General features: G+C 31.4%; 20 protein-coding genes. 6 read left to right on the top strand and 14 right to left on the bottom strand.

All coding sequences use genetic code 11. The features are described from left to right. Positions 1–57: 57 nt before the first annotated feature. From nrdG to KA894_RS08095, 4 genes are all read right to left on the bottom strand, one after another. A complete protein-coding gene (gene nrdG / locus KA894_RS08110) occupies positions 58–588 on the bottom strand; it encodes an anaerobic ribonucleoside-triphosphate reductase activating protein (protein WP_119487842.1) in 531 nt (176 codons plus the stop codon). After that, on the bottom strand, positions 585–2,435 hold the full coding sequence (nrdD, locus tag KA894_RS08105) for an anaerobic ribonucleoside-triphosphate reductase (RefSeq protein ID WP_103373609.1): 1,851 nt from the start codon (positions 2,433–2,435) through the stop codon (positions 585–587). Before nrdD ends, nrdG begins: the two co-directional genes overlap by 4 nt. A gap of 256 nt (positions 2,436–2,691) precedes the next feature. Continuing rightward, positions 2,692–3,615, bottom strand: coding sequence for an AEC family transporter (locus tag KA894_RS08100; RefSeq protein ID WP_115359553.1), 924 nt, complete (start codon positions 3,613–3,615; stop codon positions 2,692–2,694). A gap of 288 nt (positions 3,616–3,903) precedes the next feature. Beyond that, the gene (locus KA894_RS08095) at positions 3,904–4,071 is read right to left on the bottom strand and encodes a hypothetical protein (RefSeq protein WP_157772535.1); all 168 of its coding nucleotides are present in this window, start codon (positions 4,069–4,071) and stop codon (positions 3,904–3,906) included. Positions 4,072–4,802: 731 nt separating this feature from the next. On the opposite strand from KA894_RS08095, the gene KA894_RS08090 reads away from it, so the two are divergent. After that, positions 4,803–5,624, top strand: coding sequence for a helix-turn-helix domain-containing protein (locus KA894_RS08090; RefSeq protein ID WP_119487840.1), 822 nt, complete (start codon positions 4,803–4,805; stop codon positions 5,622–5,624). Between the two features lie 59 nt (positions 5,625–5,683). On the opposite strand, the gene KA894_RS08085 is transcribed toward KA894_RS08090, so the two are convergent. The 3 genes from KA894_RS08085 to KA894_RS08075 all read right to left on the bottom strand — a co-directional run bounded on the left by KA894_RS08085 (position 5,684) and on the right by KA894_RS08075 (position 8,284). Then, positions 5,684–6,253, bottom strand: a complete 570-nt coding sequence (locus KA894_RS08085) for a DUF4064 domain-containing protein (protein WP_119487839.1) — start codon at positions 6,251–6,253, stop codon at positions 5,684–5,686. Between the two features lie 122 nt (positions 6,254–6,375). After that, positions 6,376–6,828, bottom strand: coding sequence for a MarR family winged helix-turn-helix transcriptional regulator (locus tag KA894_RS08080; RefSeq protein ID WP_103373075.1), 453 nt, complete (start codon positions 6,826–6,828; stop codon positions 6,376–6,378). 22 nt (positions 6,829–6,850) lie between these two features. Continuing rightward, the gene (locus KA894_RS08075; RefSeq protein ID WP_119487838.1) at positions 6,851–8,284 is read right to left on the bottom strand and encodes a YhgE/Pip domain-containing protein; all 1,434 of its coding nucleotides are present in this window, start codon (positions 8,282–8,284) and stop codon (positions 6,851–6,853) included. A gap of 310 nt (positions 8,285–8,594) precedes the next feature. Between KA894_RS08075 and KA894_RS08070 the strand changes: the two genes are divergently transcribed. Further along, entirely contained in the window at positions 8,595–9,770 is a 1,176-nt protein-coding gene (locus tag KA894_RS08070; RefSeq protein WP_210133874.1) for a hypothetical protein, read from the top strand. Positions 9,771–9,787: 17 nt separating this feature from the next. Continuing rightward, entirely contained in the window at positions 9,788–11,017 is a 1,230-nt protein-coding gene (locus KA894_RS08065; RefSeq protein WP_096808187.1) for a metal-dependent hydrolase family protein, read from the top strand. A gap of 132 nt (positions 11,018–11,149) precedes the next feature. Here the strand turns inward: KA894_RS08065 and KA894_RS08060 are convergent, their stop codons facing one another. The 6 genes from KA894_RS08060 to KA894_RS08035 form a co-directional block, all read right to left on the bottom strand. Next, entirely contained in the window at positions 11,150–12,550 is a 1,401-nt protein-coding gene (locus KA894_RS08060; RefSeq protein WP_096808186.1) for a sugar porter family MFS transporter, read from the bottom strand. A gap of 64 nt (positions 12,551–12,614) precedes the next feature. Further along, positions 12,615–14,036, bottom strand: coding sequence for an L-arabinose isomerase (gene araA / locus KA894_RS08055; protein ID WP_096808185.1), 1,422 nt, complete (start codon positions 14,034–14,036; stop codon positions 12,615–12,617). 12 nt (positions 14,037–14,048) lie between these two features. Next, positions 14,049–14,744 carry an L-ribulose-5-phosphate 4-epimerase gene (locus KA894_RS08050; RefSeq protein ID WP_096808184.1) on the bottom strand — a complete coding sequence of 232 codons (696 nt, stop codon included), beginning with the start codon at positions 14,742–14,744 and terminating at the stop codon, positions 14,049–14,051. After that, a complete protein-coding gene (locus tag KA894_RS08045; RefSeq protein ID WP_096811187.1) occupies positions 14,722–16,329 on the bottom strand; it encodes a xylulokinase in 1,608 nt (535 codons plus the stop codon). Before KA894_RS08045 ends, KA894_RS08050 begins: the two co-directional genes overlap by 23 nt. Positions 16,330–16,476: 147 nt before the next feature. Then, entirely contained in the window at positions 16,477–17,556 is a 1,080-nt protein-coding gene (locus KA894_RS08040) for a GntR family transcriptional regulator (protein WP_115341817.1), read from the bottom strand. Between the two features lie 250 nt (positions 17,557–17,806). Next, positions 17,807–18,277, bottom strand: coding sequence for a peptide-methionine (S)-S-oxide reductase (locus tag KA894_RS08035; RefSeq protein ID WP_096808182.1), 471 nt, complete (start codon positions 18,275–18,277; stop codon positions 17,807–17,809). Positions 18,278–18,424: 147 nt separating this feature from the next. Between KA894_RS08035 and KA894_RS08030 the strand changes: the two genes are divergently transcribed. The 3 genes from KA894_RS08030 to KA894_RS08020 all read left to right on the top strand — a co-directional run bounded on the left by KA894_RS08030 (position 18,425) and on the right by KA894_RS08020 (position 21,188). After that, entirely contained in the window at positions 18,425–18,643 is a 219-nt protein-coding gene (locus KA894_RS08030) for a hypothetical protein (RefSeq protein ID WP_096808181.1), read from the top strand. 312 nt (positions 18,644–18,955) lie between these two features. Further along, a complete protein-coding gene (gene trhO, locus KA894_RS08025) occupies positions 18,956–19,903 on the top strand; it encodes an oxygen-dependent tRNA uridine(34) hydroxylase TrhO (protein WP_107644351.1) in 948 nt (315 codons plus the stop codon). A gap of 367 nt (positions 19,904–20,270) precedes the next feature. Beyond that, entirely contained in the window at positions 20,271–21,188 is a 918-nt protein-coding gene (locus KA894_RS08020) for an AEC family transporter (RefSeq protein ID WP_115359552.1), read from the top strand. Between the two features lie 216 nt (positions 21,189–21,404). Here the strand turns inward: KA894_RS08020 and KA894_RS08015 are convergent, their stop codons facing one another. After that, a complete protein-coding gene (locus KA894_RS08015) occupies positions 21,405–22,244 on the bottom strand; it encodes a YitT family protein (protein WP_103373385.1) in 840 nt (279 codons plus the stop codon). Between the last annotated feature and the right edge of the window lie 659 nt (positions 22,245–22,903).

Here is a 22,903-nt window from a genome sequence, read left to right as displayed (position 1 = left end):
TTAATAGCAATTCGCTTACATAATAAAAGAGACAGCTCGCATAGAAATAAACGCTTATCATGTATATTCAACAACTTTATTATTTTCTAATGATTTATGTACATCTATAATACGCTGATTTAAAGAACCTTTGTAAGGTAAGTTAGGCTTATATAAATGATTAATAAAAGGGCCGTCGATAAGCACATCTATATTTTTTAAAAATTCAATTCTTAAAGTTTGATCATTTGCTAAATATTCAAATAAAAATCCAGTCCATACCCATAATGTTTTACTATCACCAAAATGTTTTCGAAATGCTTGCGCACAAGTAAGTGTGACATCTAAATTACAAAATGGCTCGCCACCTAAAATACTCAATCCTTCTATATAATCTGGCTCACAATTTTTCAAAATTTCATTTAAAGTTTCATTGTTAAATCGTTCTCCATATTTAAAGTTTTGCGCTGCTTTATTGTAACAATTTAAACATGCGAATGGACATCCTGAAACATACAAACTACATCTAACGCCTTCGCCGTCTACGAAACTTTGTCTTTCTATTTTTGCTATATAACCTTGGCCTTGTGTAATATTTAAAATCGTCATATCGACCGGTCTTTCATATGTTTGACCCTTGCGCACATTTCTTTATGTCTTCCTTCAATCGTAGGACGTTGCACTGGATTGCCTAAATAACCACATGTTCTTTTTACTACATCTACTGTTTTAGGATCATTATTACCACAATCTGGACATTGATATCCAGTTTTAGTAGTTTTAAAATCACCTTTGAAATCACATAAACGACAATGATCTATAGGAATATTTGTACCTAAATAGCTAATTTTATCGTATGAGTAATCCCATACTGCTTCTAGTGCTTTTATATTGTGTGTTAATTTTGGGTATTCACAATAATGTATATAACCTCCACTAGCATAAAAAGGATAATCTTTTTCAAAATCAATTTTCTCAAAAGGTGTTATATCTTTTCGAACATCATAGTGGAATGAATTTTGATAATATCCTTTACTTGTAATATCTGCTATATTTCCAAATTTTTCCCTATCTAATCTACAAAAACGGTCTGTTAACGATTCACTTGGCGTACTGTATATGCTAAACCAAATATCATATATTTCAGTCCATTTGAGTTGATAGACTTTCATCGCTTTTAATATATCTAATGTAAAAGCTTTTCCTTTAGATGTTTTTTCCCAATTAGCGCCATAAAATACAATAGCTGCTTCATACAAACCAATATAGCCTATTGAAAGCGTTGCGCGTTTACCTTTAAATAAGGACATCACACTATCTTTATCGGTCAAACGATGTTTAAAGGCGCCATTTTTATATAATATGGGTGCATTGTCTGGAGTTGCTTGTTCTAAACGTTCAATCCTATAAACTAGTGCATCGTGCATCACTTGCATGCGTTCATGAAATAATTTCCAAAAAGATTCCATATTACCTTTTGACTCTAAAGCGATTCTAGGTATGTTAAGCGTCACTACCCCCAAATTACATCTACCATTATTCTCTCCTTCACCATCTTCATTTTTCCAAAGTGGTAAAAATGAACGACAGCCCATTGGTGCTTTAAAATCACCTAATATTTCTACCGTTTTATCGTAATTTAATATATCCGGATACATTCTTTTTGTAGAACATTCTAATGCTAATTGTTTAATATCGTAATTCGGATCGTCTTTACTATAATTAATGCCTTTTTTAATAGAAAATACTAACTTAGGAAAAATGGCAGTAATTCGATCTTTACCGAGCCCTTTAATACGTGTTTGTAATATCGCTCGTTGAATCTTTCGACTATATCGATCTGTGCCTAATCCAAAACCGAGCGTGACAAATGGCGTTTGGCCATTTGAAGTGTAAAGTGTATTAATCTCGTACTCCAAACTTTCAATAGCATCATTGATATCTTGTGTAATTTGATAATCAATATACGTTTCTATATGCTCTTTTTCGACAAATTGCGCTGCTAATTTACGATGTTTTATTTCATTATATTTAGCGTAGCAGCTTAATAGTTCATCCACTCTATCAATTGTGCAGCCACCGTATTGGCTACTAGAGACATTCGCAATAATTTGCACCAACTGCGCTGAAGCAGTTTGAATCGATTTTGGTGAGGTCACAGAAGCATTTCCTATTTGAAAACCATTTTTCAACATACTTTCAGCATCAATTAAGCAGCAATTTGTAAGTGGTTGAAATGGATGGTAATCCAAATCATGGAAATGTATATCCCCATTTGTATGTGCTTCTGCTACATGTTTTGGTAATAAATAGTCTAAGGCGTATGACTTCGAAACAACACCTGCTGTTAAATCTCTCATAGTAGAAAATGTAGCACTATCTTTATTTGCATTTTCATTTATCACTGTAGGATCTTTTGTAATAAGATTTGTTAAATCCTGTTCAATTTTATTCATCCTGCCCCTCTTTTCTATATATTGTATTCACTTTATAATCTAAGACACAATATATAGTGTTTCAATTCAAAAGAAGTCAATTAACAAATCCGTCACAACTTTGTTAAGAATTTTCGAACATTAATTTTTATTTAAAAAAATTATACATTGATCATATTAGTTATCTATTATTAATATCATAAAAAACCTGAAACATTAACTTGTCCCAGGTTCTTTGACTAATAACATGAAAATAATAATAAATTCAAATATTAATCTAGAATAATAATTTGGAAGCATAGATGACAACAACTACAGTAATGGAACTTAATAAAGTAGATAAAAAGACAAGTTCTGCTGCTAATTCTGGGTAATTATCATATTCTTGGGCAATAACAGAACTATTTACTGATGTTGGCATTGCAGAAGCAATAAATAGTGTTTGTGCAATAATGCCTTCTATACCCATAATTTTAATAATTATAAATGCTATTATAGGACCAACTACTAATCTCACAAATATAAAAACATAGGTCGATGACCATTTGAGACTGAAATTGATATTAGCGATCTGTGCACCAAGCATAATTAAAGCAATTGCAATCATTGCATCAGCCACGTAATTAGCTGGTGTCCAAATAAATTCCGGTACGGGCACATCAGCATAATTTAAAATAATTGCAAATAGTAAAGCGTAAAGCACTGGCATTTTGAAATAGCCTAACATAGCTTTGAGTTTACCAATTTGGGCAGACTGAATCGCAAATATACCGTAAGAAAAGGTGAAAATATTTTGTAATGACAGTACGATTACTTGTACTGACATTGCCAATGGATCCCCTTTGAACACTAAATCGTTAACTGGCACCCCATAATTGCCAGAGTTAAAAAATAATACACTATTCGTTAGTGTTGTAGCTTCACCTTTATCTCTCTTTTTAAATAAAGTTAAAATTTTACCAACTAAAAAAAGAATAAGTATGTATATAATGAAAAAAGCTACTATATATAATAATAAATGTATTTCAAAATTCGTCTTGTAAAACTTAACAAAAATAAATCCCGGTACAAACACATATATATTCAATTTTGCTAATGTTTTTAAATCTAGAGTGAATTTTTTCTGTAAGACAAATCCCAGTATAATCATTATAAAAATAGGTAGCAACACAGTTTGCAATATGTATAACATTTCACTCATGGTAGAACACTCCCCTTTAAGAAAAATTATACATGAGTCGTATCTATTTTTGTTAAAAATGCATCAAATGTTTTATTTATAAATGGGCGCTGCCATTTAATAGTACTAAGCGTTTATACATTACTATTAAAATTAGGAGCGAAATAGAAATCAGAAAATTAAAATATGACTTCCTACTTTTGCTCCTATAATGATACCTAAATTTTTAAAGTTTCGTGTATAAATTAATTTATACACTTATCATTTAATAACTTCTTATAGTTTACGATTATAACCTTGAAAATTATTTTATTTGCCGTTATTACTATCTTCTTTTTCGTTTTTATTTTCATTACTTATGTTATTTTCACCTTTATTCTCTTGTTCTCTTTTGTTTCTTTTCTTTTCTTCCATAATTGACATAACTATAAACCCAATGACCAATAATGGTGTAAGGATACCAATCATCATCATCATTTAACTCACCCCATTTTATTAATTTCACTTTTAATTTTTATACTAATACTTTATTACCAATTTACACGTTTTTAGAAACTTCCTCAATAGAACAATCAACCTATTTTTTATCTATGAAAAATAGCACTTCAAAGTTTTACTTTTAATAGCTACTTTAGATGAAGCATATCAAACACTGTCCTACCTCTTAAAAATTTAATTATTTACGCTTAAATGCACTACCTATTTTCTTTTCTAAAAAATAGTTGCTTTTCATGCTGTCTCTTCTCCTCCTATTGTTTTTAAACTTTTATTTATATATTATAAAAGTAAAGTAGCATAAAAGAATTTTTATAAATGATTATAACAACATAAAGCAAAACGAGATAATTCAGAGCAAAATAGATATTTGGAAAACCTTATGCATTAGTAAAAATATATTGTTCACTAATTTTTCGATATTTTCATTACTATTATGAGTTAAAATCCAATATATTATAAATAAATATATATAATATCCATTTTTTTACTTTAGTATTATAATTTTTCATAGTTTTGCGATATTAATTGACTATTCTACTAATGAAGCAGTAATATTTTAATAATAAAATTCTATTCAAGACTATTCACAAAAATGTCTCTTAGCATGATAGGTAATAAGTGCAACACTATAAATGCAAAGGGTCATCTTTGTTTAATGTAAATTAAACCTAATTAAATTTTGCGTTTATCAACCTTTGGGAGTGGAACAAATGAATTACAATCAAATCATCTACGCTGAATATGACAAATTAGACCATTTAAATACGCCTAATTTTTCAAATTTATATTTAGTTATTTCAGGTGTTTTACATTTCCAAAAGTTAGATTCAGATTATGTATTTCAACGTGGTAATGTTTTTGTTGTTTATGATTTTGAGGAAAACTTAATCATTCACAGAACAGGAATTCTTGCTTGTATTTCAATAAATAATTTAAGTTATAATCGTTTTTCATTAGTAAATAGAGAAGACCTAATAAATAAATCTCAGAGGTCTAAACTTATAACTGAAACTTATATAGAGACTTTGAAAGCCATTCTTAAAAATGATTCATTTAACAGTGACATTGGCGTTATTAAATTAATTAATTATTTCAGCCCTACAAAAACACGTTTACATACCAACTTATCCTACTCAAATAAATTAATTAAAAATGTTGTTGAATATATTAATCAAAATTACAAACAGCCCTTAACACTTGATATATTAGCTAAAAAATTTTTTGTGAATAACAGTTATCTATCTAGGGAATTTTCAAAAAAGATGAATATTTCTTTAATAAAATATATTAAAAAGGTAAAAATTTATAGTCTTTCTAGAGAATTACTAGATAATGGAAACGGAGAATCAACATGGCATAATTATGGCTTTCGTTCATATAATACATATTTAAGAGACTTTAAAAAGGTGATGAAAATGACACCAAAAGATTTCATCAAACAACACACTTATAAAAATGAAAATACTAGTATTGAACATCATCATTTATATAATCAACTACAGCTTCTTTTAGATGATATTAAACCTACATAATATGCCATTTAAATAACAAAACCAAGCTTTCCTTTAAAAGGATCACTTGGTTTTGTTGGTTAATATTTATATTTATTATCGTCATCTGAATCTGTATATTTATCTTTAATTTCTTGTTGTTCGTTCTCTTTTTGATCTTCAGACAACACATATGAATTATTATGCTCATTTACTTGCGAGCCATCTTTAATATAAGGGTTAGCATCACCTTCTGCATCTCTCGTATAGATAGGATCTCTCGGTTTTCTCACGAGCAACATAATACCTGAAACTAGCCATAATATGGCATTAATCCAATTACCAGCAAATGAAATAACGCCTACAATGATTAGTAAGATACCTGCCGCCTTTGCTTTTTTGCCAATTAACACCGCACCAATGATCGCGATAATTAATAAAATAATTGATAACACAAGTCCTGCTGTTACCAGTCCACTAAGCATATTGATAACCGCTTCTCCATTTTCGTATGTGATGGTACTGTCGCTTTCCATCATCGACTGTATCATGGCATCTTTCATTGACCCGTTTCCAAATAATGGTAGGAAAATCGCAAGCACAATCACGCCAAGTAATTGGAGCCCGATACCAATCCAAGCAAGCACGCGTTCAACAGTTCTTTTCATCATGTTACACTCCTTGTCATCAGTTTATGATTTTTTCCAATTAGTACACTTTTCAAATTATATAATTCAGTATACTAATCATTAATATACAAGTCCATGTATAACACAAACAATTTCCCAGGTAATTATTTACTTTTTCTAAAAGCATCATCAATACGTTCTAACTGATTTACAAAATGTTCTATTTCCTCAAGTGTAAATCGGTTACCTAAACGTTTTTTCACTTCCTCTGTCATTGTTTCAGTAGCTCGTTTCAAAAACATTTCACCTTCAATACTTAACTGTACTAATTTAATTCTTTTATTATTCGAATGTGCTCTTTGCACATAACCCATTTCTTCAAGTTTACCAATACGTTTTGAAGCAGCTGTTTTAAATATATTTTGTAAAGATGCTAGCTCATTTATCGTAACTTGTCCTTCTGTTTGGATAATTCTCATCGCTTCTATTTGTTCTCTTGAAAGTAAGTTAGTCAAGCTAGAGTCGTTTACCATTTCAACAATTTCTTTATTTAAATACAACATGACGGTTTGAAATTTACGAATTGCATGCTCAATCGATTGATCTACGTTATCCATAACATTACACCCCTATATCATATTATTTGAATTTAATAGAAAATGGTAATTTATCTCGTCTATTAAACCATATTAAAACTAAATATTGTAATAACATCATTACGATAATAAGGGTAATGAGCAATGCTACGACAAATCCAAAGTCAAAGTGACCAGCGTTTGTAAATATAGCTTCCCTATAACCTTGAATAGCGTAAGACATTGGTGAGAATGGGTGAATCCATCTGTAGAATGTACTTGAAAGTTCAATTGGGAACATACCTTCACTTGCACTTAACTGTAAGATTAAAAGAATCATGGATATAAATAATCCTATTCTATCTAAGAACAACATCAATAATGAAGTTATAGTGATTGCGGCAACCCCCCATAACAACCCAACTAATATAAACTTCCATACATTACCAACTGTCATATTAAAGACAAATAGTACCCAACTACTCATAAATAATGCAGCTAGTGCACCTTGGACAATATATAAGGCAAATTTACCTAAAACTTGTCTTGTTGCGGATGTATCTTTACTAATTGTTTTACGTAATGGATAAATCGCACTAAATGATAATGCAACAACAAATAAACTTACACTCGCCATATAAGGAACAATCGTTGCCCCATATTGATCGGCGTTAGTGGGATTATTTTCTTTTACTTTAGTAACATCGTTAAGTGCTTTTTCATTTTCTGATTCAAATGATACGTTACTTTGCTGACTAACAGCATCATCAATTTGCGCTTTCAATTGATTATTATTTTCTTGAAGTTGTTGTAAGCCATCCGTTACTTGTTGATTACCTGTCAATAATTCTTGAGCTGGTTGTCCAATCATTGGCAACAATTGTTGAATGCCATCGGTCACCTGTTGGTTACCATCAATTAATTGGTTTTCCGCATCTGACATTTGTCCTAAAGCATCTGATGTATCTTGGTAACCTGATTGTGAATCCTTAGCAGTAGCAAATAATTCATTCAAATAATTTGACCTAATATTATCTTTGATTGTTGTAGTGACAGTATTGATCGCTGAGTTTGCAACTTGGCTACCTGTATAACTAGAACCTGGATTTACTTTAGTTTCTAGGTTAATTTTTTTTGGATTTTCATCTAATATTGTCGTTGCATTAGCTGAAGCATTTTTTGGCACAATAATTGTGCCGACGCTTTCGCCACGATTCAACTGTTTATCCGCTTCTTTTTCAGAAACAACTTGGAATTTAAAATTGTTATTATCCTTAAGTTTATCTACTAAATCATCACCAATAGTAATATCTTTGTTATTGAGTGTAGCTTTTTCATCGTGGTTTACTACAGAAATTTTAAGGTTTTCTGTCTTGTCATATGGGTCCCACATTGATCCTACAAACAAAGCCACATAAAGTAATGAAATCAGCGATATTGCAATTAAAGAAATTAGCAACATTTTGTTTCTAAATATAAATCTAAATTCATTTAACATCTTTTTCAACTACCTTTCTATTTATATTCCCCACACGCCATTGCTAGTTTTAATTATTTTACTGAAACATCGATCCAAACGTATTTTAATGCATAGTATGCTATCGTTCATAACTAGCAAACACTTTCAAAATCAATTAGTACACCCCTTGTACATTTTTGTATCATACGCTTATTCAAAAAAATTGTCAAACAAATTTTTGGTTATATTAAACAAAAATAATTTCAGAAAATTCAGTTATTGTGGTTAATTTTATATTTTTTTAATGCTATGATACTTATTATCACTTTATTTAGGGAGGGAAAGGACAATGTGGAGTGAACCTATTATTTCAGCAACTGCATTATTTGCTCTGATTGCATTTGGGGAAATTATTTCAACATTGACAAAAGCTAGAGTCCCAATGCTTTTAACATCTATGGTCAGCTTTTTATTATTAAAATGGGCAGGTATATTCCCTGAAAATATTCTTGATTCGGCTATTTTACCTTCATTAGGTGCATTAGCCATAGCGCCTGCCATTATGCATATGGGTACCATGATGCCTTTATCAACTTTAAAGACACAGTGGAAGGCTGTTATTATTTCACTATTTGGCATTTTGGGTTCAACAGCTATGATTTTGATCATCGTTACCTTAGTTTATGATTTTCGCATTGCTGCTTCAGGTGTAGGCCCTATTTCGGGCGGTATTGTTGCACTACTAATAACAATAGATAAATTAAATGAACTAAATTTGAGTTATCTTATTGTTTTACCTGCACTTGTCCAAGGGCTACAAGGTGTCATTGGCTTACCTTTAAGTTCTATTATTATGAAACGATATGGCGCACATTTCTTAGAAAAAAATGCTAAACATTTGCAACCAAGTTCACAAGAAGAGGTTGAGATCCAAACATCAACCGTACATACTTTACATGATAAATATCCTATTTTACGAAATAATACGCTGAGATTATTTATTATGTTTGTGCTTGCTAGTTTAGCTTTTATCATCGGAGAATTTACACCAATTCATTTTACGCTTATCAGCTTATTTTTTGGTATTATTGGCTTAAAATTAGGGTTATTTGAACAAGCAGAATTAGAAAAAAATAAATCATTCACTTTAATCCTTGTAATTATTATGTTAATTGTCATAGGTTCGATGGGAGATATAACACCTCAAGACTTGTGGCATCATCTGCCAGCTATTTTACTCATTTTACTGATAGGTACATTTGGCATTTTAATCGGTGGCGCAGTTGCTGCTAAATTAATCGGTTGGCGCTATACAAAAGCTCTGCCGGTAGCTTTAACGGCATTATATGGCTTCCCCGGAGATTACATGCTATGTGAAGAAGTCAGTCGAAGTTTAACAAAGAATCAAAAGGAACACGACGCACTTTTCAAAGAATTACTAAGTCCTATGTTAATAGGTGGATTTACATCAGTAACAGTAGCGTCAGTTGTTTTAACAGGTATATTAATGAATTTTATTAAATGATAAGGGAGGCATTTTAAATGCTTATAAAAAATATCAATCTTATAGATGGAACTGGTAACGAATTACAAAAGGAAGTGGATGTGCTTATTGAAGACAATCAATTTAAGACTATTGGTAAAAATTTAGAAAACTCAAACCATGAAATTATAGATGGTCGTAACAAATATTTATTACCAGGAATGATAGATAGTCATGTCCATATTATGGAAGAAATGAGGCCATTAGATGAAAAATTAACTACTCCTTTTTCATATACATTTTATAGAGCAATAGATCACCTTAGACGTACAGTAAATTGTGGTATCACTACAGTCCGTGATGCCTTAGGAGCTGATCAAGGTATTAAAGAAGCAGTACAAGATGGTTTAATATTAGGACCTCGCATGCAAATTAGCATTAATGCACTAACAATTACTGGCGGCCATGGAGACAAATTAACGAAGTCTGGTATTACTATGCCTAGTTTTATTGAAGATTACCCTGGTTTACCTACTGGCATATGTGATGGAGTGGAAGAAGTACGTAAAAAAGTAAGAGAAATGCTACGCGCTGGTGCAGATGTAATCAAAGTACATGCAACAGGTGGTGTAACAAGCCCTACAGATCATCCAGACTTTACTCAATTTTCAATTGAAGAGCTTAAAGTAATGGTTGAAGAAGCCCAATTCAGAGGTAACCGTAAAGTAATGGCACACGCACAAGGCTTACAAGGTGTGAAAAACTGTATTGCCGCAGGAATTCATTCCATAGAACATGGCATTTATCTTGATGATGAAGCAATTGAAAGTATGAAAAATCAAGGTATATTCCTTGTACCAACTTTGCTAGCGCCAGTTTCTGTAATTGAATTTGCAGATGAACTGGGCATGTCTGAGGCCTCTATTCAAAAATCAAAAGAAGTCCTAGATGCACATACTTCTAGTTTTACTAAAGCTGTTAATGCAGGTGTAAAAATTGCAATGGGTACGGACGCTGGTGTATTTAAGCACGGAACGAATTTACGTGAACTAGCATTAATGGTTGAACACGGTATGACACCGATGCAAGCTATTGTAGCTTCAACTAAAGTTTCAGCAGAATGCCTTGGTTATGATGATGAAATAGGAACAGTAGAAGCAGGGAAAAAAGCAGATTTTATTATAGTAGATGATAACCCATTAAATAATATTGGATTACTTAAAAATCCAAATAACATAAAAATCGTAAGTATTGATGGCAAGATTGTTAAAAACTACGACGAAAATTAATCTTTTATATTCGGTTTTAAAGATAAATATCGTAAAAATAGAAAATTAAGTAATAAAATTAAAAATCAATACCCCGCCGTGCATCATAAAAATGGATACTCGGCGGGGTATTTAAATTAATAATTTTTAAAATTACCCTTTGACTTGTGCAGTTGTTTGATTTGAGTGATGTGATTCTCCAATTTTTTCAATTTCTTCAAGTGTGCGTCCCTTTGATTCCGGTACAAATTTTTTCACAAACAATACACCAAGAATACAGATAACGCCAAATATTGCGAAGACTAACTGTTGTGAGAAATATGCTGTCATAATTGGGAAAAGTAATCCAACTAAAAATGACCCAACCCAGTTTAATGACGAAGCTGTACCTGAAGCAAAACCTCTAATTGCTAATGGGAATATCTCTCCTACAATGACCCATGTTAATGGCGCCCAAGTAAATGAATAGAACGCTACGTAAATACTTAAAAATACTACAATCAATAACGGGTTGGCATTAGGTAAAACCATATGGATGATTGCCGGTAAAATAAATGACAATCCCATTACAGTGCCACCTAACATTAATAATGTTCTTCTATTAAATTTATCTGCTATCCAAATGAATAATAATGATCCAAGCACAAGAATGATACCTTGAATAATAGGCCACATAAGTGCTGAACTTGCTGATCCTCCAGTTGCTTCTTCTACAATTAATGGAATGTAATAAAATATTGCATTTGCACCTTGAAATTGTTGAAAGGCTGCAACGCCAAGCCCTGCAATCACAAGATATTTATACTTTCCATTAAATAAAGTGGCAAGTGAATGCTTAACTTCGTTGTTTCGTTCTTTTTGAATAATATTTTCAATTTCTTTTAGTTCGTTTTCAATATTATTATTATTTCTCAAATTACTTAATACTAATTTTGCTTCTTTAAATTTATTATTTTTTATTAAAAACCTTGGAGATTCCGGTAATTTCAATACACCTAAAAATAAAATTAATGCAGGTATTGCGGCAGCACTAAGCATCAATCTCCATCCAATCTCGACTGGTAAATCTCTTAAAAAGTAATCAACAATATAAGATAATAACATACCTGAAACTATCATCGTTTGATTCATACCAGATAGTTGACCGCGATATTTTGCTGGTGCCATTTCAGACATATAAGCTGGTACTAATGCTGAAGCTGCACCCACAGCTAAACCAAGTATTACTCTTGATATAATTAAAAAATAATTACCTTCATGAGGCGCAATACCCGATAATATGGAGCCTACGATGAATATCATAGCTGAAATTAAAATCATCTTTCTTCGCCCTAGTTTATCTGATAATCTCCCTGCTAAAATGCCACCAAATATAGCACCTAACATAACTGATGATGTAATTAATCCAATAATAAAACCACTATTGATACCCCAATCTTCTCTTAAAAATGGTAAAGCTCCTGTCATAACACCAATATCATATCCAAATAAAATACCCCCAAATGCACCAAAGAAATAGATAAAACGATTTGAAACTTTACTGTTTACTTTCATCCCATTCACCCTCTTTTTTGTTCGAACACCAATTTTAACTTTGTGATGCGTTGCAATAGATAATTTAATTAATCAATACATATTCTGTATCAAACATATTTAATAGCATTTCAATTTGTTCTGTATTTAATTTCAATGATAATACGGTATGATGGCCGCCGCCTTCTTTTATCCACTGTTTCACACCTTGTTTCAACGATGGTTTCACTTCCCATAAAACTCTAGCGACTGGTAAATAAGGCGCGGGTTCTTTTAATGATTTTGCCTCTATTTCATTTATAATAAATTTGAAAGACGTTCCTAAATCTAGCATTGTGACAACTACACCTTGGCCTTGTTTACCATCAAACACTAATCTTGCTGGGTCATGCTTATCCCCAATTCCTAAAGGATTCACGATAATTTTAGGTTTATTTTCAGAAAGTGTAGGGTCTACCTCTAACATATGTGATCCAAGAATATGAGATTGATTACTTCTCAAATCATAAATATAATCTTCCATAAATCCTGTTGCTTCGTTTTGTGCAACTATTTTTAATAATCTATCGAGTGCAGCCGTTTTCCAATCTCCTTCACCAGCAAAACCATAACCTTGTTCATTTAATCTTTGTACAGCTAGACCAGGTAATTGTTTCATCCCATGTAAATCTTCAAAATTAGTAGTAAATGCAGTGTAATCACCATCATCTAAGAATCTTTTTATCGCAACCTCGTATTTAATTTGCTCTATAACAGAATCATTAAATGCTTCTTCGCTATAATCCCTATAATCAAATTCGTACAAATCTTGATAAACCTTAAACAATTGATTAACTTCTGAATCTGTAACGCTACGGATATATTCAACTAGATCTCCAATACCATAATAGTCAACTGTCCAGCCATATTGAATTTGCGCTTCGATTTTATCTCCTTCAGTAACAGCAACATTTCGCATATTGTCACCAAATCTCGCTACTTTTAAATTAAAGCTTTCATTATAAGCATTAGCAACAAACATCCAATCCTTTAATTGTTGTTGAACTTCTGAATCTCTCCAATGACCAAAAATAATTTCATTGTTTTTATTTAATCGACGATTGATATACCCATATTCCCTGTCTCCATGTGCAGATTGATGTAAATTCATGTAATCCATATCTATTTTTTCCCAGGAAATATTTTCATTATATTGCGTTGCGAGATGTAACAACGGCTTTTGTAATAGTTTTGTACCCCTTATCCACATTTTTGCTGGAGAGAATGTATGCATCCATGTAATAACACCTAAAACGTCATCTCTATAATTTGCTTCTTTCATAATTTCAGTAATCACATCAGATGAAATAGCTAATTTAGTTTGTAATTCGATTTCAAATGGTAAATCTCCTTCTGAATTCAATCCATCTGTTATATTCTGCGCATTTTCTTGGACTTGGGATAATGCTTCATCACCATATAGTTCTTGAGAACCAACCACGAACCAGAATTTTTTTGAATTATTCATTATATTTCCTCCTTATTTTTGACCATAATATGCATTCGCACCATGTTTTCTTTCAAAATGCTTATCAAGTATTTCTTGCGGTAATGTTTGGGCAAAAGGGTTTAATTGTCGTGTAAATATATTCATTTTGCATATTTCTTCTAATACTACTGCATTCATGACTGCGGATTGACAATCGTCTCCCCAAACAAACGGCGCATGACCACGTAATAATACTGCAGGTACTTCATGTGGATTGATATGCTTTTCTTTAAATGTTTCAATGATCACGTTTCCAGTTTCATATTCATAATTTTTATTTATTTCTTCAGGTGTTAAAAATCTTGCACATGGTATTGCGCCATAAAATGTATCAGCATGTGTCGTCCCCATTGCGGGTACTTCTAATCCAGATTGTGACCAAGTTGTTGCCCAAGGAGAATGTGTATGAACCACACTCCCAATATCATCAAATTTTTTATAAATTACTGCATGTGTTGGCATATCAGATGAGGGTTTCAGTTTTCCTTCCACCACCTCACAATTCAAATTACAAACAACCATATCTTCAGGTTCCATCTCATCATAATTAACACCACTTGGTTTAATTACAAATAATTGTGACGCTTTATCAAAAGCACTAACATTTCCCCATGTATATTTGATTAGCCCTCTTTGAGGCAATTCGAGATTAGCTTTATAAACTTCAGATTTTAATGTTTCTAGCATATGCTTTACCTCCTAAATGTTTAGAGAACAAACGCTCTATTGGTAATCCAAGTTTCATTTTCTCTACATAGTTATTAAAGTGATCTACTTCTTGTTTAACTGGCGATAACGTTTCTTCTTCAATATTTACAAAAACTACTTCATTTAAAAATTGTTCTAATGTTTGCATTGTTTCAAGCGATGTAAAATAAGAAAGTATAGCTATTCCCCAAGCTCCTCCTTCACTAGCTGTATTCATAACTGTGATATCGTTATCCAGTGCTGAAGATAATACCTGTTGCGCAACGCCTTTCGTTTTAAAAATGCCCCCGTGAGCGATTAACTTTTCTAACTCTATTGATTCATTTTTTTTCAACATATCCATGCCAATTTTCAAAGTACTGAAAGCACTGTATAAATGCATTTTCATGAAATTAGCTAAATTGAAATTGTAATTTGGTTCCCTTACAAAAAGTGGATATCCTTGTTCGACATTTGTAATATTTTCTCCTGAAACATAGTTATAAGATAATAATCCACCAATATTATCATCGCTATTTAGAGAACTTCGGAATATTTGTCCGTACAACTCATCAGATGAAAAATCTACTCCCATTACTTTTAAAACTTCGCTAAACAGATTCATCCAATCGTTAATATCAGAAGTGCAATTATTTGTATGAATCATTGCCACTTCATTACCATTAGGTGTCGTCACTATATCAATTTCAGGATATTTATCTTTCAATTCTTGTGATAAAACCACCATTGAGAATGCGCTTGTGCCAGCAGACACATTACCTGTATTTGTAGCAACTGTATTTGTAGCTACCATACCTGTGCCTGCATCACCTTCAGGCGGACACATGATACATCCAGATTCAAGCTTATTAGAAGCATCTAAAAGTTTAGCGCCTTCTTTGGTCAAACATCCACCACTTTCTCCGGACACGCTTACTTTTGGTAATATTTTTTCAATCGGTTTATTAAAACCATGTTCTTGAAATAATTGATTGGTTACATTGATCAAATCAGGTCTATAATTTTTCTGATTAATGTCGATAGGAAACATCCCTGAAGCATCTCCAATGCCAAGTACTTTTTCCCCTGTTAAATACCAATGTACATATCCAGCTAATGTAGTAATATATTCCACTTGGCGCACGTGTCTTTCATTATCTAAAACACCTTGAAAAATATGTGCAATGCTCCATCTTTCTGGAATATTAAATTGAAATTTTTCGCTCAATATAGCAGCTGCTTCACTTGTGTTTCCATTTCTCCAAGTTCTGAAAGGCACCAGCAGATCTTCATTTTTGTCAAAAGCTAAATACCCATGCATCATACCACTAATACCTATGGCATTTACTTTAGTTAGCGTAAGATTATATTGCTGTTTTAAATTTTGTGTCATATCTTCGTAACTTTTCTGCAAGCCTATCCAAATATCATTAATTGAATACGTCCAATAACCGTTTATAAACTGATTTTCCCATTCAAAACTTCCTGTCGCTACTGTGTTTAAATTTTTGTCTATAGCAATGGTTTTTATTCTAGTAGATCCCAACTCTATGCCAATGGAAATATCTTCACTTGATAAATTCATATTCAAATTGTTCAATTTCTCACACCCCTTTGCAACCGTTTTCAAATATATCCTATAATATTTGTCCGTACATGTCAATATATTTTAAATTGTGTACGGACAATGACAATTAAAAAACTCAAATCAATATATGATTGATTTGAGTTTCTAAATTTTTTTAACTGAATTCCGTTCGATAATATATGTGTCGAGGAGTATGGAGTCTGATTTTTCATTATTTTCTATAGCGTTTATTATCCACTTTGCCGCTTTCACACCTAATAATTCTTGCGGATGCGACGTACTCGTTAAATTCATCTCACTCAACCTACTAAGGACTGAATTATCTTCTCCGACTACAGATATATCTCTTGGAACACGTATATTTTTTCCTTTTAATCGCTGGATGATATCGTAAGCAATTTCGTCATTATAGCAAACTAAAGCGGATATATTAATTTTCCGTTCAAAAATGTGCTGAACAATCTGTTCAATAACTTGTATTTTATTTTCTGTATCAAATGTATAAATATGTTCACCTTTAAAAAGTATCGTATTGGCTTCAAATGCATCAAAGTAACCTTTCATTCTCAATTTCCCTTGATTATCATCAATTTTCGTAATCAATGCAATATTTTCATGTCCATGATCAATTAAATATTGTGTTGCTAAATAACCTGATTTAATATCATCAATCGCAATAAAAGGTAAATTTAATTCGTCATATTTGGCATTTATCATTAAAATAGGAATATCTCTTTGTTTAAATAATGAATAGTAAGACAAATTGGGATTATAAACGTTACTCTTAGTCGGTTCTATAATAAGTCCGGAAACACCTTGGTTTAACATCATATCCAAGCATTTCTTCTCTTCGTCATGATTATTATTAGTACTCGCTAATATTAATGAGTAACCTTGTTTCTTCAATTCATTTTCTAAACCCCTAATTATACTAGGGAATATATAATCTGAAACATATGTCACGATTACGCCTATTTTTTTGGAAGCTTTACTTTGGTTGGAATTCAAAAAATTATAACTGACATATGAACCTGAACCTTTTTTCTTTTTTATAAAACCATCTTGAACAAGCATATTCATTGCTTGTCTTACAGTATACCTACTTACATTAAACTTACTTTGGAACTGTTTTTCAGTAGGTAAAAGCATACCTGCATGGTAACTTTTATTAATTATTTTTTCTTTTATTTCATCCGCTACAATTTGATATTTTGGCTTATTCATAGTTAAAAATCTCCTAATATTACCATATTGTTATAACAATGCATATTATAGCATACGCCATATTTTCTTACTGAACACAGCTTTGAATTGATAATTATGTATATTGAGGTGCTATTATTTTAATCAAATTATTGTATGATCAATTTCACGCTGTAAGTATCAATTATTCACCAATATTCAAAAAGATAAAAAGGAGGTGTAACATGCACACCTCCCTAACGTATTTAAGATTCATTTAAATCGTTTGTTACTATTTGTATTTATTAACAAGTTCTTTTGGTAAATGACAATAATCGTTTGGGAATCTTGATAATCTATCTTGGTTTTCTTCTGCACTTCTCACGTAATTTGTTAGTGGTAATACCTCTGTTGCAATAAGGTGATGGTCTTCAATCGTGTCTATATAAGCTTGCGCTTCCTTTAAATGTTTAGCATCTTCACTGTATAATCCAGTTCTATATTTTAAACCAATATCTTGACCTTGTTGATTGACACTGTATGGATCAATAATTTCAAAAAGATATCCCATTAAATCTGAAACAGATACCTTTTCAGGATCGAAACCAGTTTTAATTACTTCTACATAGCCATCATATTCACCATCGAGTGTGTCTGTAATACCATTTGCTCTACCCCCTTCTGTTTGAACCACGCCCGGGAGCGTCTTAACAAATGCTTGCACACCCCATAAACATCCACCTGCTAAATATACTGTTTCCATACTCATCTCTCCTGTTTAATTCTATTTTTTTCTGTCTGTTATTGAAAGTATAGTAACCATAGTTACACAATGCAACGTTTCATATTTTTTAGATGATTGATTTTAACTTAAAAAGGGAACATTAAATAGATGATAAGGAGGTATTATATGCCTAAGGTTAAAGAAAGATTATTAGAAGATATCGAGGAAAAACCTTCGCGAACTGATAGTGACTTTAATTCTGAGGAAGAACTGCAAGAAAATGCTTTTGAAAGATTAGGTAAAGATGTTGTTATTATAGAGATATTAGCAATTATGAATATCGTTTTTGCAGTCAGTACAATTAGTTTGATTGTGGCACTCATCTTTACTAATAAAAATAAATAACTTATGTTTATGCTCTTTTCAGCTATCATCTTTTGAAGATGCTATGCTTGGAAAGAGCATTTTTTTATATTGGTTATATGAGCGCACCTTTAAAGCATTTATATAAATATTTGATTTTGCAAAATTTTTAAATTGAATATTGTCCTTTTTTTGTTACAATATAGTGAGGATAATTTCGTCATTTTATAAAAATAATCAATCAATGTTAATTTAATCATATTTATTATGAACTACTGTCGCACGAATACCGTCAAACTAATAATTTTATATAAAAACTATAATAGAAAGATATAGATTAGAGGAGATCGAATTATGGATTATAGAGTATTATTGTATTATAAATATACAACAATTGAAGACCCTGAAACTTTCGCTACAGAACATTTAGATTTCTGTAAAGACTTAGAGCTTAAAGGACGTATCTTAGTATCGACTGAAGGTATTAATGGTACTGTTTCTGGAACAATTGAAGCAACAGATAAATATATGGATGCATTAAAATCAGATTCAAGATTTGAAGGCATTACTTTCAAAATCGATGAAGCTGATGGCCACGCATTTAAAAAAATGCATGTTCGTCCTAGAAAAGAAATCGTTGCGTTAGATTTAAATGAAGATATCAACCCTAAAGAACTTACAGGTAATTACTTATCACCTGAAGAATTCAGAGAAGCATTGTTTGATGATGAAACAGTGGTTATCGATGCGCGTAATGATTATGAATATGATTTAGGTCATTTCCGTGGCGCTATTCGCCCTAATATAACACGTTTTAGAGACTTACCAGACTGGATTAAAGAGAATAAAGATCAATTTATGGATAAAAAAATTGTTACCTATTGTACAGGCGGTATTCGTTGTGAAAAATTCTCTGGTTACTTACTAAGAGAAGGTTTTGAAAATGTAAGCCAACTTGAAGGTGGTATTGCTACTTACGGTAAAGACCCAGAAACAAAAGGCGAATATTGGGATGGCAAAATGTACGTATTTGATGAACGTATTAGTGTAGACGTCAACCAAGTTGAAAAAACAGTTGTAGGTAAAGAATGGTTTGACGGCACGCCTTGCGAACGCTATATCAATTGTTCAAACCCTGAATGTAACCGCCAAATCCTGGTGTCCGAAGAAAATGAAGCACGTTATTTAGGCGCTTGTTGTCATGAATGCGCTGAGCATGAAAGTAATCGTTATGTTAAAAAACATAATATCAGCGATGAAGAAAAAGCAAAACGTTTAGAAAACTTTAAACAACTTGTATAGTTTCTTATTACTTAAGTATAAAATAGAAAATTAATTTTTATAGTAGATTATGATTACACCTTAACGAAGATAAACAAACTTGGAAGCCAAAGCCCATTTTCAAACTAATGGTTTGTTACTAAAGTAACTTTTAAAAATCATGTTTTCTAAAAGGCTTCGTTCCAAATATCTACTAGTGATATTATAGTAACGGCCAAGACATAATTTTTGTCTTGGCCTTATTTCATTTCTATATATTTATAAGTTATGCTTATCAATTCTAATCACAAACCTATATTTTACTTATAATAAATATATGCTAACTTAATAGTAAATCAACAATTAATGATTATTAATATGTATATTACTTAGAGATAGAAGGTTGCTTATGTTTATTTTTATACTTTTAGAAGTTATATTACCTATTTTACTTCTAATATTATTAGGTTTTTTGCTTCAAATGAAATTTTCATTTGAACTCAAACATTTTTCCGCTTTAATAACATACTGTTTAATGCCTGCATCAGTATTTGTGAATATTTATCAAATTCAAATTGATATTGCTCTATTATTAAATATCCTATACTATATTATTATTTTCAGTGTTGTCTTAATTTTAATTGGAAATGTATTGTCTAAGATTTTGCGTTTAAATAAAGGGGAAAGTGCAGCGTTAAAAAACAGCATTTCTTTAATGAATTCTGGGAATTATGGTCTACCAGTCAGTCAACTTATATTTAGTCAAAATCCAATCGGTGTTTCTGTACAAATTTTCACTTTAGTATTCCAAAATTTATTAACTTATTCATACGGCATGTACAATTTGCTATCAGCAAGCAAATCAATGGCTGACATCACTCGTGGATTTTTGCGTCTTCCTGTGTTTCATGCACTTTTATTAGGCGTAATTTGCCAGGTTTTCACCATTGACCTACCGCATACGCTTTTAATACCACTTAATCAACTTTCGGATGGATTTGTAGCTATTGCGCTTATTTTATTAGGCGCACAACTTGCTAGAATTAAAATTAACTTTTTCCATCGTGTTATCACGTGGTCACTGATTGGTCGTTTATTGTTGAGTCCATTAGTTTCTTTAGCGGTTATTTACTTATTAGGGTTAGATGGTGTGGTAGCCCAATCACTCTTTATAGCTAGTTCTTTCCCTACTTCAAGAAATACTTCTACAATCGCCATGGAATACCAAATAGAGCCTGAATTACATGCACAAATTGTATTATTTTCGACATTATTTAGTGTTTTCACAGTGACCATTGTCATCTTTTTATCACGTATCTTATTTTAAAAAGTAGACGCGGAACGAGACAAACCTTATCTTCTTTACTTTCAACTATTTTCAATACGATATTAAAAGCCGAGACGTTATAATAAGTCTCGGCTACTATTTATATATTAATATCCAATTTTAAAAATATGTTTGTTTTCCATAGAACTTTTAAAGTTTAATAAAATGATTTTATTGACATGTGCATATTTTATACGATACCTACGTAATCTTTTACTATTGTAATTTCATGAAGCCATTACCTAATACATCTCTCACATCATGAATGACTAAGAAAGCATGCTCATCATGACTATTTACAATTTTTTTAATTCTGGCTAACTGGTTTTGAGATACTACAACATAAAGCACGTTAGTTTCTCTTTGTTCATAGCCACCTACCCCATTCAATAATGTGGAGCCACGTCCAGTTTCCGCATTAATTTGTTTACTAATATCCGCGTTAAAATCCGAGATAACAGTAATTGCTTTTTTCGGATTAAATCCTTCTATGACAAAGGACATACTTTTTTCAACAATAAATAACATCACAATTGTATACAGTACATTTTGAATTGGTAATACAAATAAAAATGATAATACAATTAATGAATCAAGAATAAATAAAGCTTGTGATGTCTTTATCTCACTATACTTATTAATGATTTTTGCAATAACTGATGTGCCCCCTAGCGTACTACGTGCAGATATAACAAAGCCTGTACCTATACCAATCAACACTCCTGAAAAAATAGTATTAATAAAATCAGATTCCAAATTTAATTTTAAAGGTTCCGTAATTCCTAAAAATAGTGAACTCGCCACTACTGTAACTAGGGTATAAACTGCGGTTGTCTTACTTAAATATTTCCAACCGACAATGATTAGTATCATGTTAATAATAAGTGTTGTTAAAGCTGGTGATAAGCCTAAAGTATATTTTAAATTAAGTGAGATACCTACTGTGCCGCCCTCGCCTAAATTTGAAGCTAAAACAAATGTATTTACACCTATCGCAATAATAAATGTGCCCAGTAGACAGAAGCAAATATTTTTTAAATGGATTTTATATAACATTGCGCCAACACCTCTTTCTATAAACTTAATTAATGTTTAAAACTGTCTTTTTTTAAATATAAGTGTGCTATAACCGACAACACAAAAAGAGAGCGGAACAGAAATCACATTTTCTAAAAAGATTTCGTTGCCCCGCCCCAACAAAGGTGACTAAAATAAAGTACCAAATCTTTTCTTATGGAATAGCAATCTTCATAAACGAATGACTTGTACCAAGAACCAAGCATAGTATTACAGTAAAATAAGAAATACAAATACTTTAGAAAGCCTATTTTTAAAGCTACATACTAAATGTATTTTTATTTCAATGATCTATTGCCAATATCATAAATCACCTTAGGATCGTTATTTATATCCCAATTTCGATTGTTTCTGTTAAATTTTACAACACAAGCATATATAATAATAAAAATGTGTATTTCTTTCAATACATTCGGGTTGATTTTTTATATTTATGAAGTAATTGTACTTTGTTTAATACAATCAGTTGATCATTGATATAAATATCCCCTTTCCTTTCTGGTACATCATATGGTTTTAAATAAAATTTTTCACACAAAAAACCCCTAGATTCTAATATTAAGAACCTAGGGGTTTTGCTTTACCTTAAAATCAAATACTTTTGATTACTGACTTATATTAAGCAGTTACCCATTGTG

It is taken from the genome of Staphylococcus sp. GDY8P131P (assembly GCF_017891975.1).
Taxonomy (GTDB): domain Bacteria; phylum Bacillota; class Bacilli; order Staphylococcales; family Staphylococcaceae; genus Staphylococcus; species Staphylococcus nepalensis.
Note: the sequence above shows the minus strand (reverse complement) of the source record. Positions and strands in the feature narration are given on the sequence as shown.

Coding starts and splice junctions, on each gene's coding strand:
- KA894_RS08065 (WP_096808187.1), top strand. CDS start 9,788: ATGCTTATAAAAAATATCAATCTTATAGATGGAACTGGTAACGAATTA.
- KA894_RS08095 (WP_157772535.1), bottom strand. CDS start 4,071: ATGATGATGATGATTGGTATCCTTACACCATTATTGGTCATTGGGTTT.
- KA894_RS08045 (WP_096811187.1), bottom strand. CDS start 16,329: ATGAATTTATCAAGTGAAGATATTTCCATTGGCATAGAGTTGGGATCT.
- nrdD (WP_103373609.1), bottom strand. CDS start 2,435: ATGAATAAAATTGAACAGGATTTAACAAATCTTATTACAAAAGATCCT.
- KA894_RS08100 (WP_115359553.1), bottom strand. CDS start 3,615: ATGAGTGAAATGTTATACATATTGCAAACTGTGTTGCTACCTATTTTT.
- KA894_RS08020 (WP_115359552.1), top strand. CDS start 20,271: ATGTTTATTTTTATACTTTTAGAAGTTATATTACCTATTTTACTTCTA.
- KA894_RS08070 (WP_210133874.1), top strand. CDS start 8,595: ATGTGGAGTGAACCTATTATTTCAGCAACTGCATTATTTGCTCTGATT.
- KA894_RS08060 (WP_096808186.1), bottom strand. CDS start 12,550: ATGAAAGTAAACAGTAAAGTTTCAAATCGTTTTATCTATTTCTTTGGT.
- nrdG (WP_119487842.1), bottom strand. CDS start 588: ATGACGATTTTAAATATTACACAAGGCCAAGGTTATATAGCAAAAATA.
- KA894_RS08035 (WP_096808182.1), bottom strand. CDS start 18,277: ATGGAAACAGTATATTTAGCAGGTGGATGTTTATGGGGTGTGCAAGCA.
- KA894_RS08050 (WP_096808184.1), bottom strand. CDS start 14,744: ATGCTAGAAACATTAAAATCTGAAGTTTATAAAGCTAATCTCGAATTG.
- KA894_RS08040 (WP_115341817.1), bottom strand. CDS start 17,556: ATGAATAAGCCAAAATATCAAATTGTAGCGGATGAAATAAAAGAAAAA.
- araA (WP_096808185.1), bottom strand. CDS start 14,036: ATGAATAATTCAAAAAAATTCTGGTTCGTGGTTGGTTCTCAAGAACTA.
- KA894_RS08015 (WP_103373385.1), bottom strand. CDS start 22,244: ATGTTATATAAAATCCATTTAAAAAATATTTGCTTCTGTCTACTGGGC.
- trhO (WP_107644351.1), top strand. CDS start 18,956: ATGGATTATAGAGTATTATTGTATTATAAATATACAACAATTGAAGAC.
- KA894_RS08085 (WP_119487839.1), bottom strand. CDS start 6,253: ATGATGAAAAGAACTGTTGAACGCGTGCTTGCTTGGATTGGTATCGGG.
- KA894_RS08080 (WP_103373075.1), bottom strand. CDS start 6,828: ATGGATAACGTAGATCAATCGATTGAGCATGCAATTCGTAAATTTCAA.
- KA894_RS08090 (WP_119487840.1), top strand. CDS start 4,803: ATGAATTACAATCAAATCATCTACGCTGAATATGACAAATTAGACCAT.
- KA894_RS08030 (WP_096808181.1), top strand. CDS start 18,425: ATGCCTAAGGTTAAAGAAAGATTATTAGAAGATATCGAGGAAAAACCT.
- KA894_RS08075 (WP_119487838.1), bottom strand. CDS start 8,284: ATGTTAAATGAATTTAGATTTATATTTAGAAACAAAATGTTGCTAATT.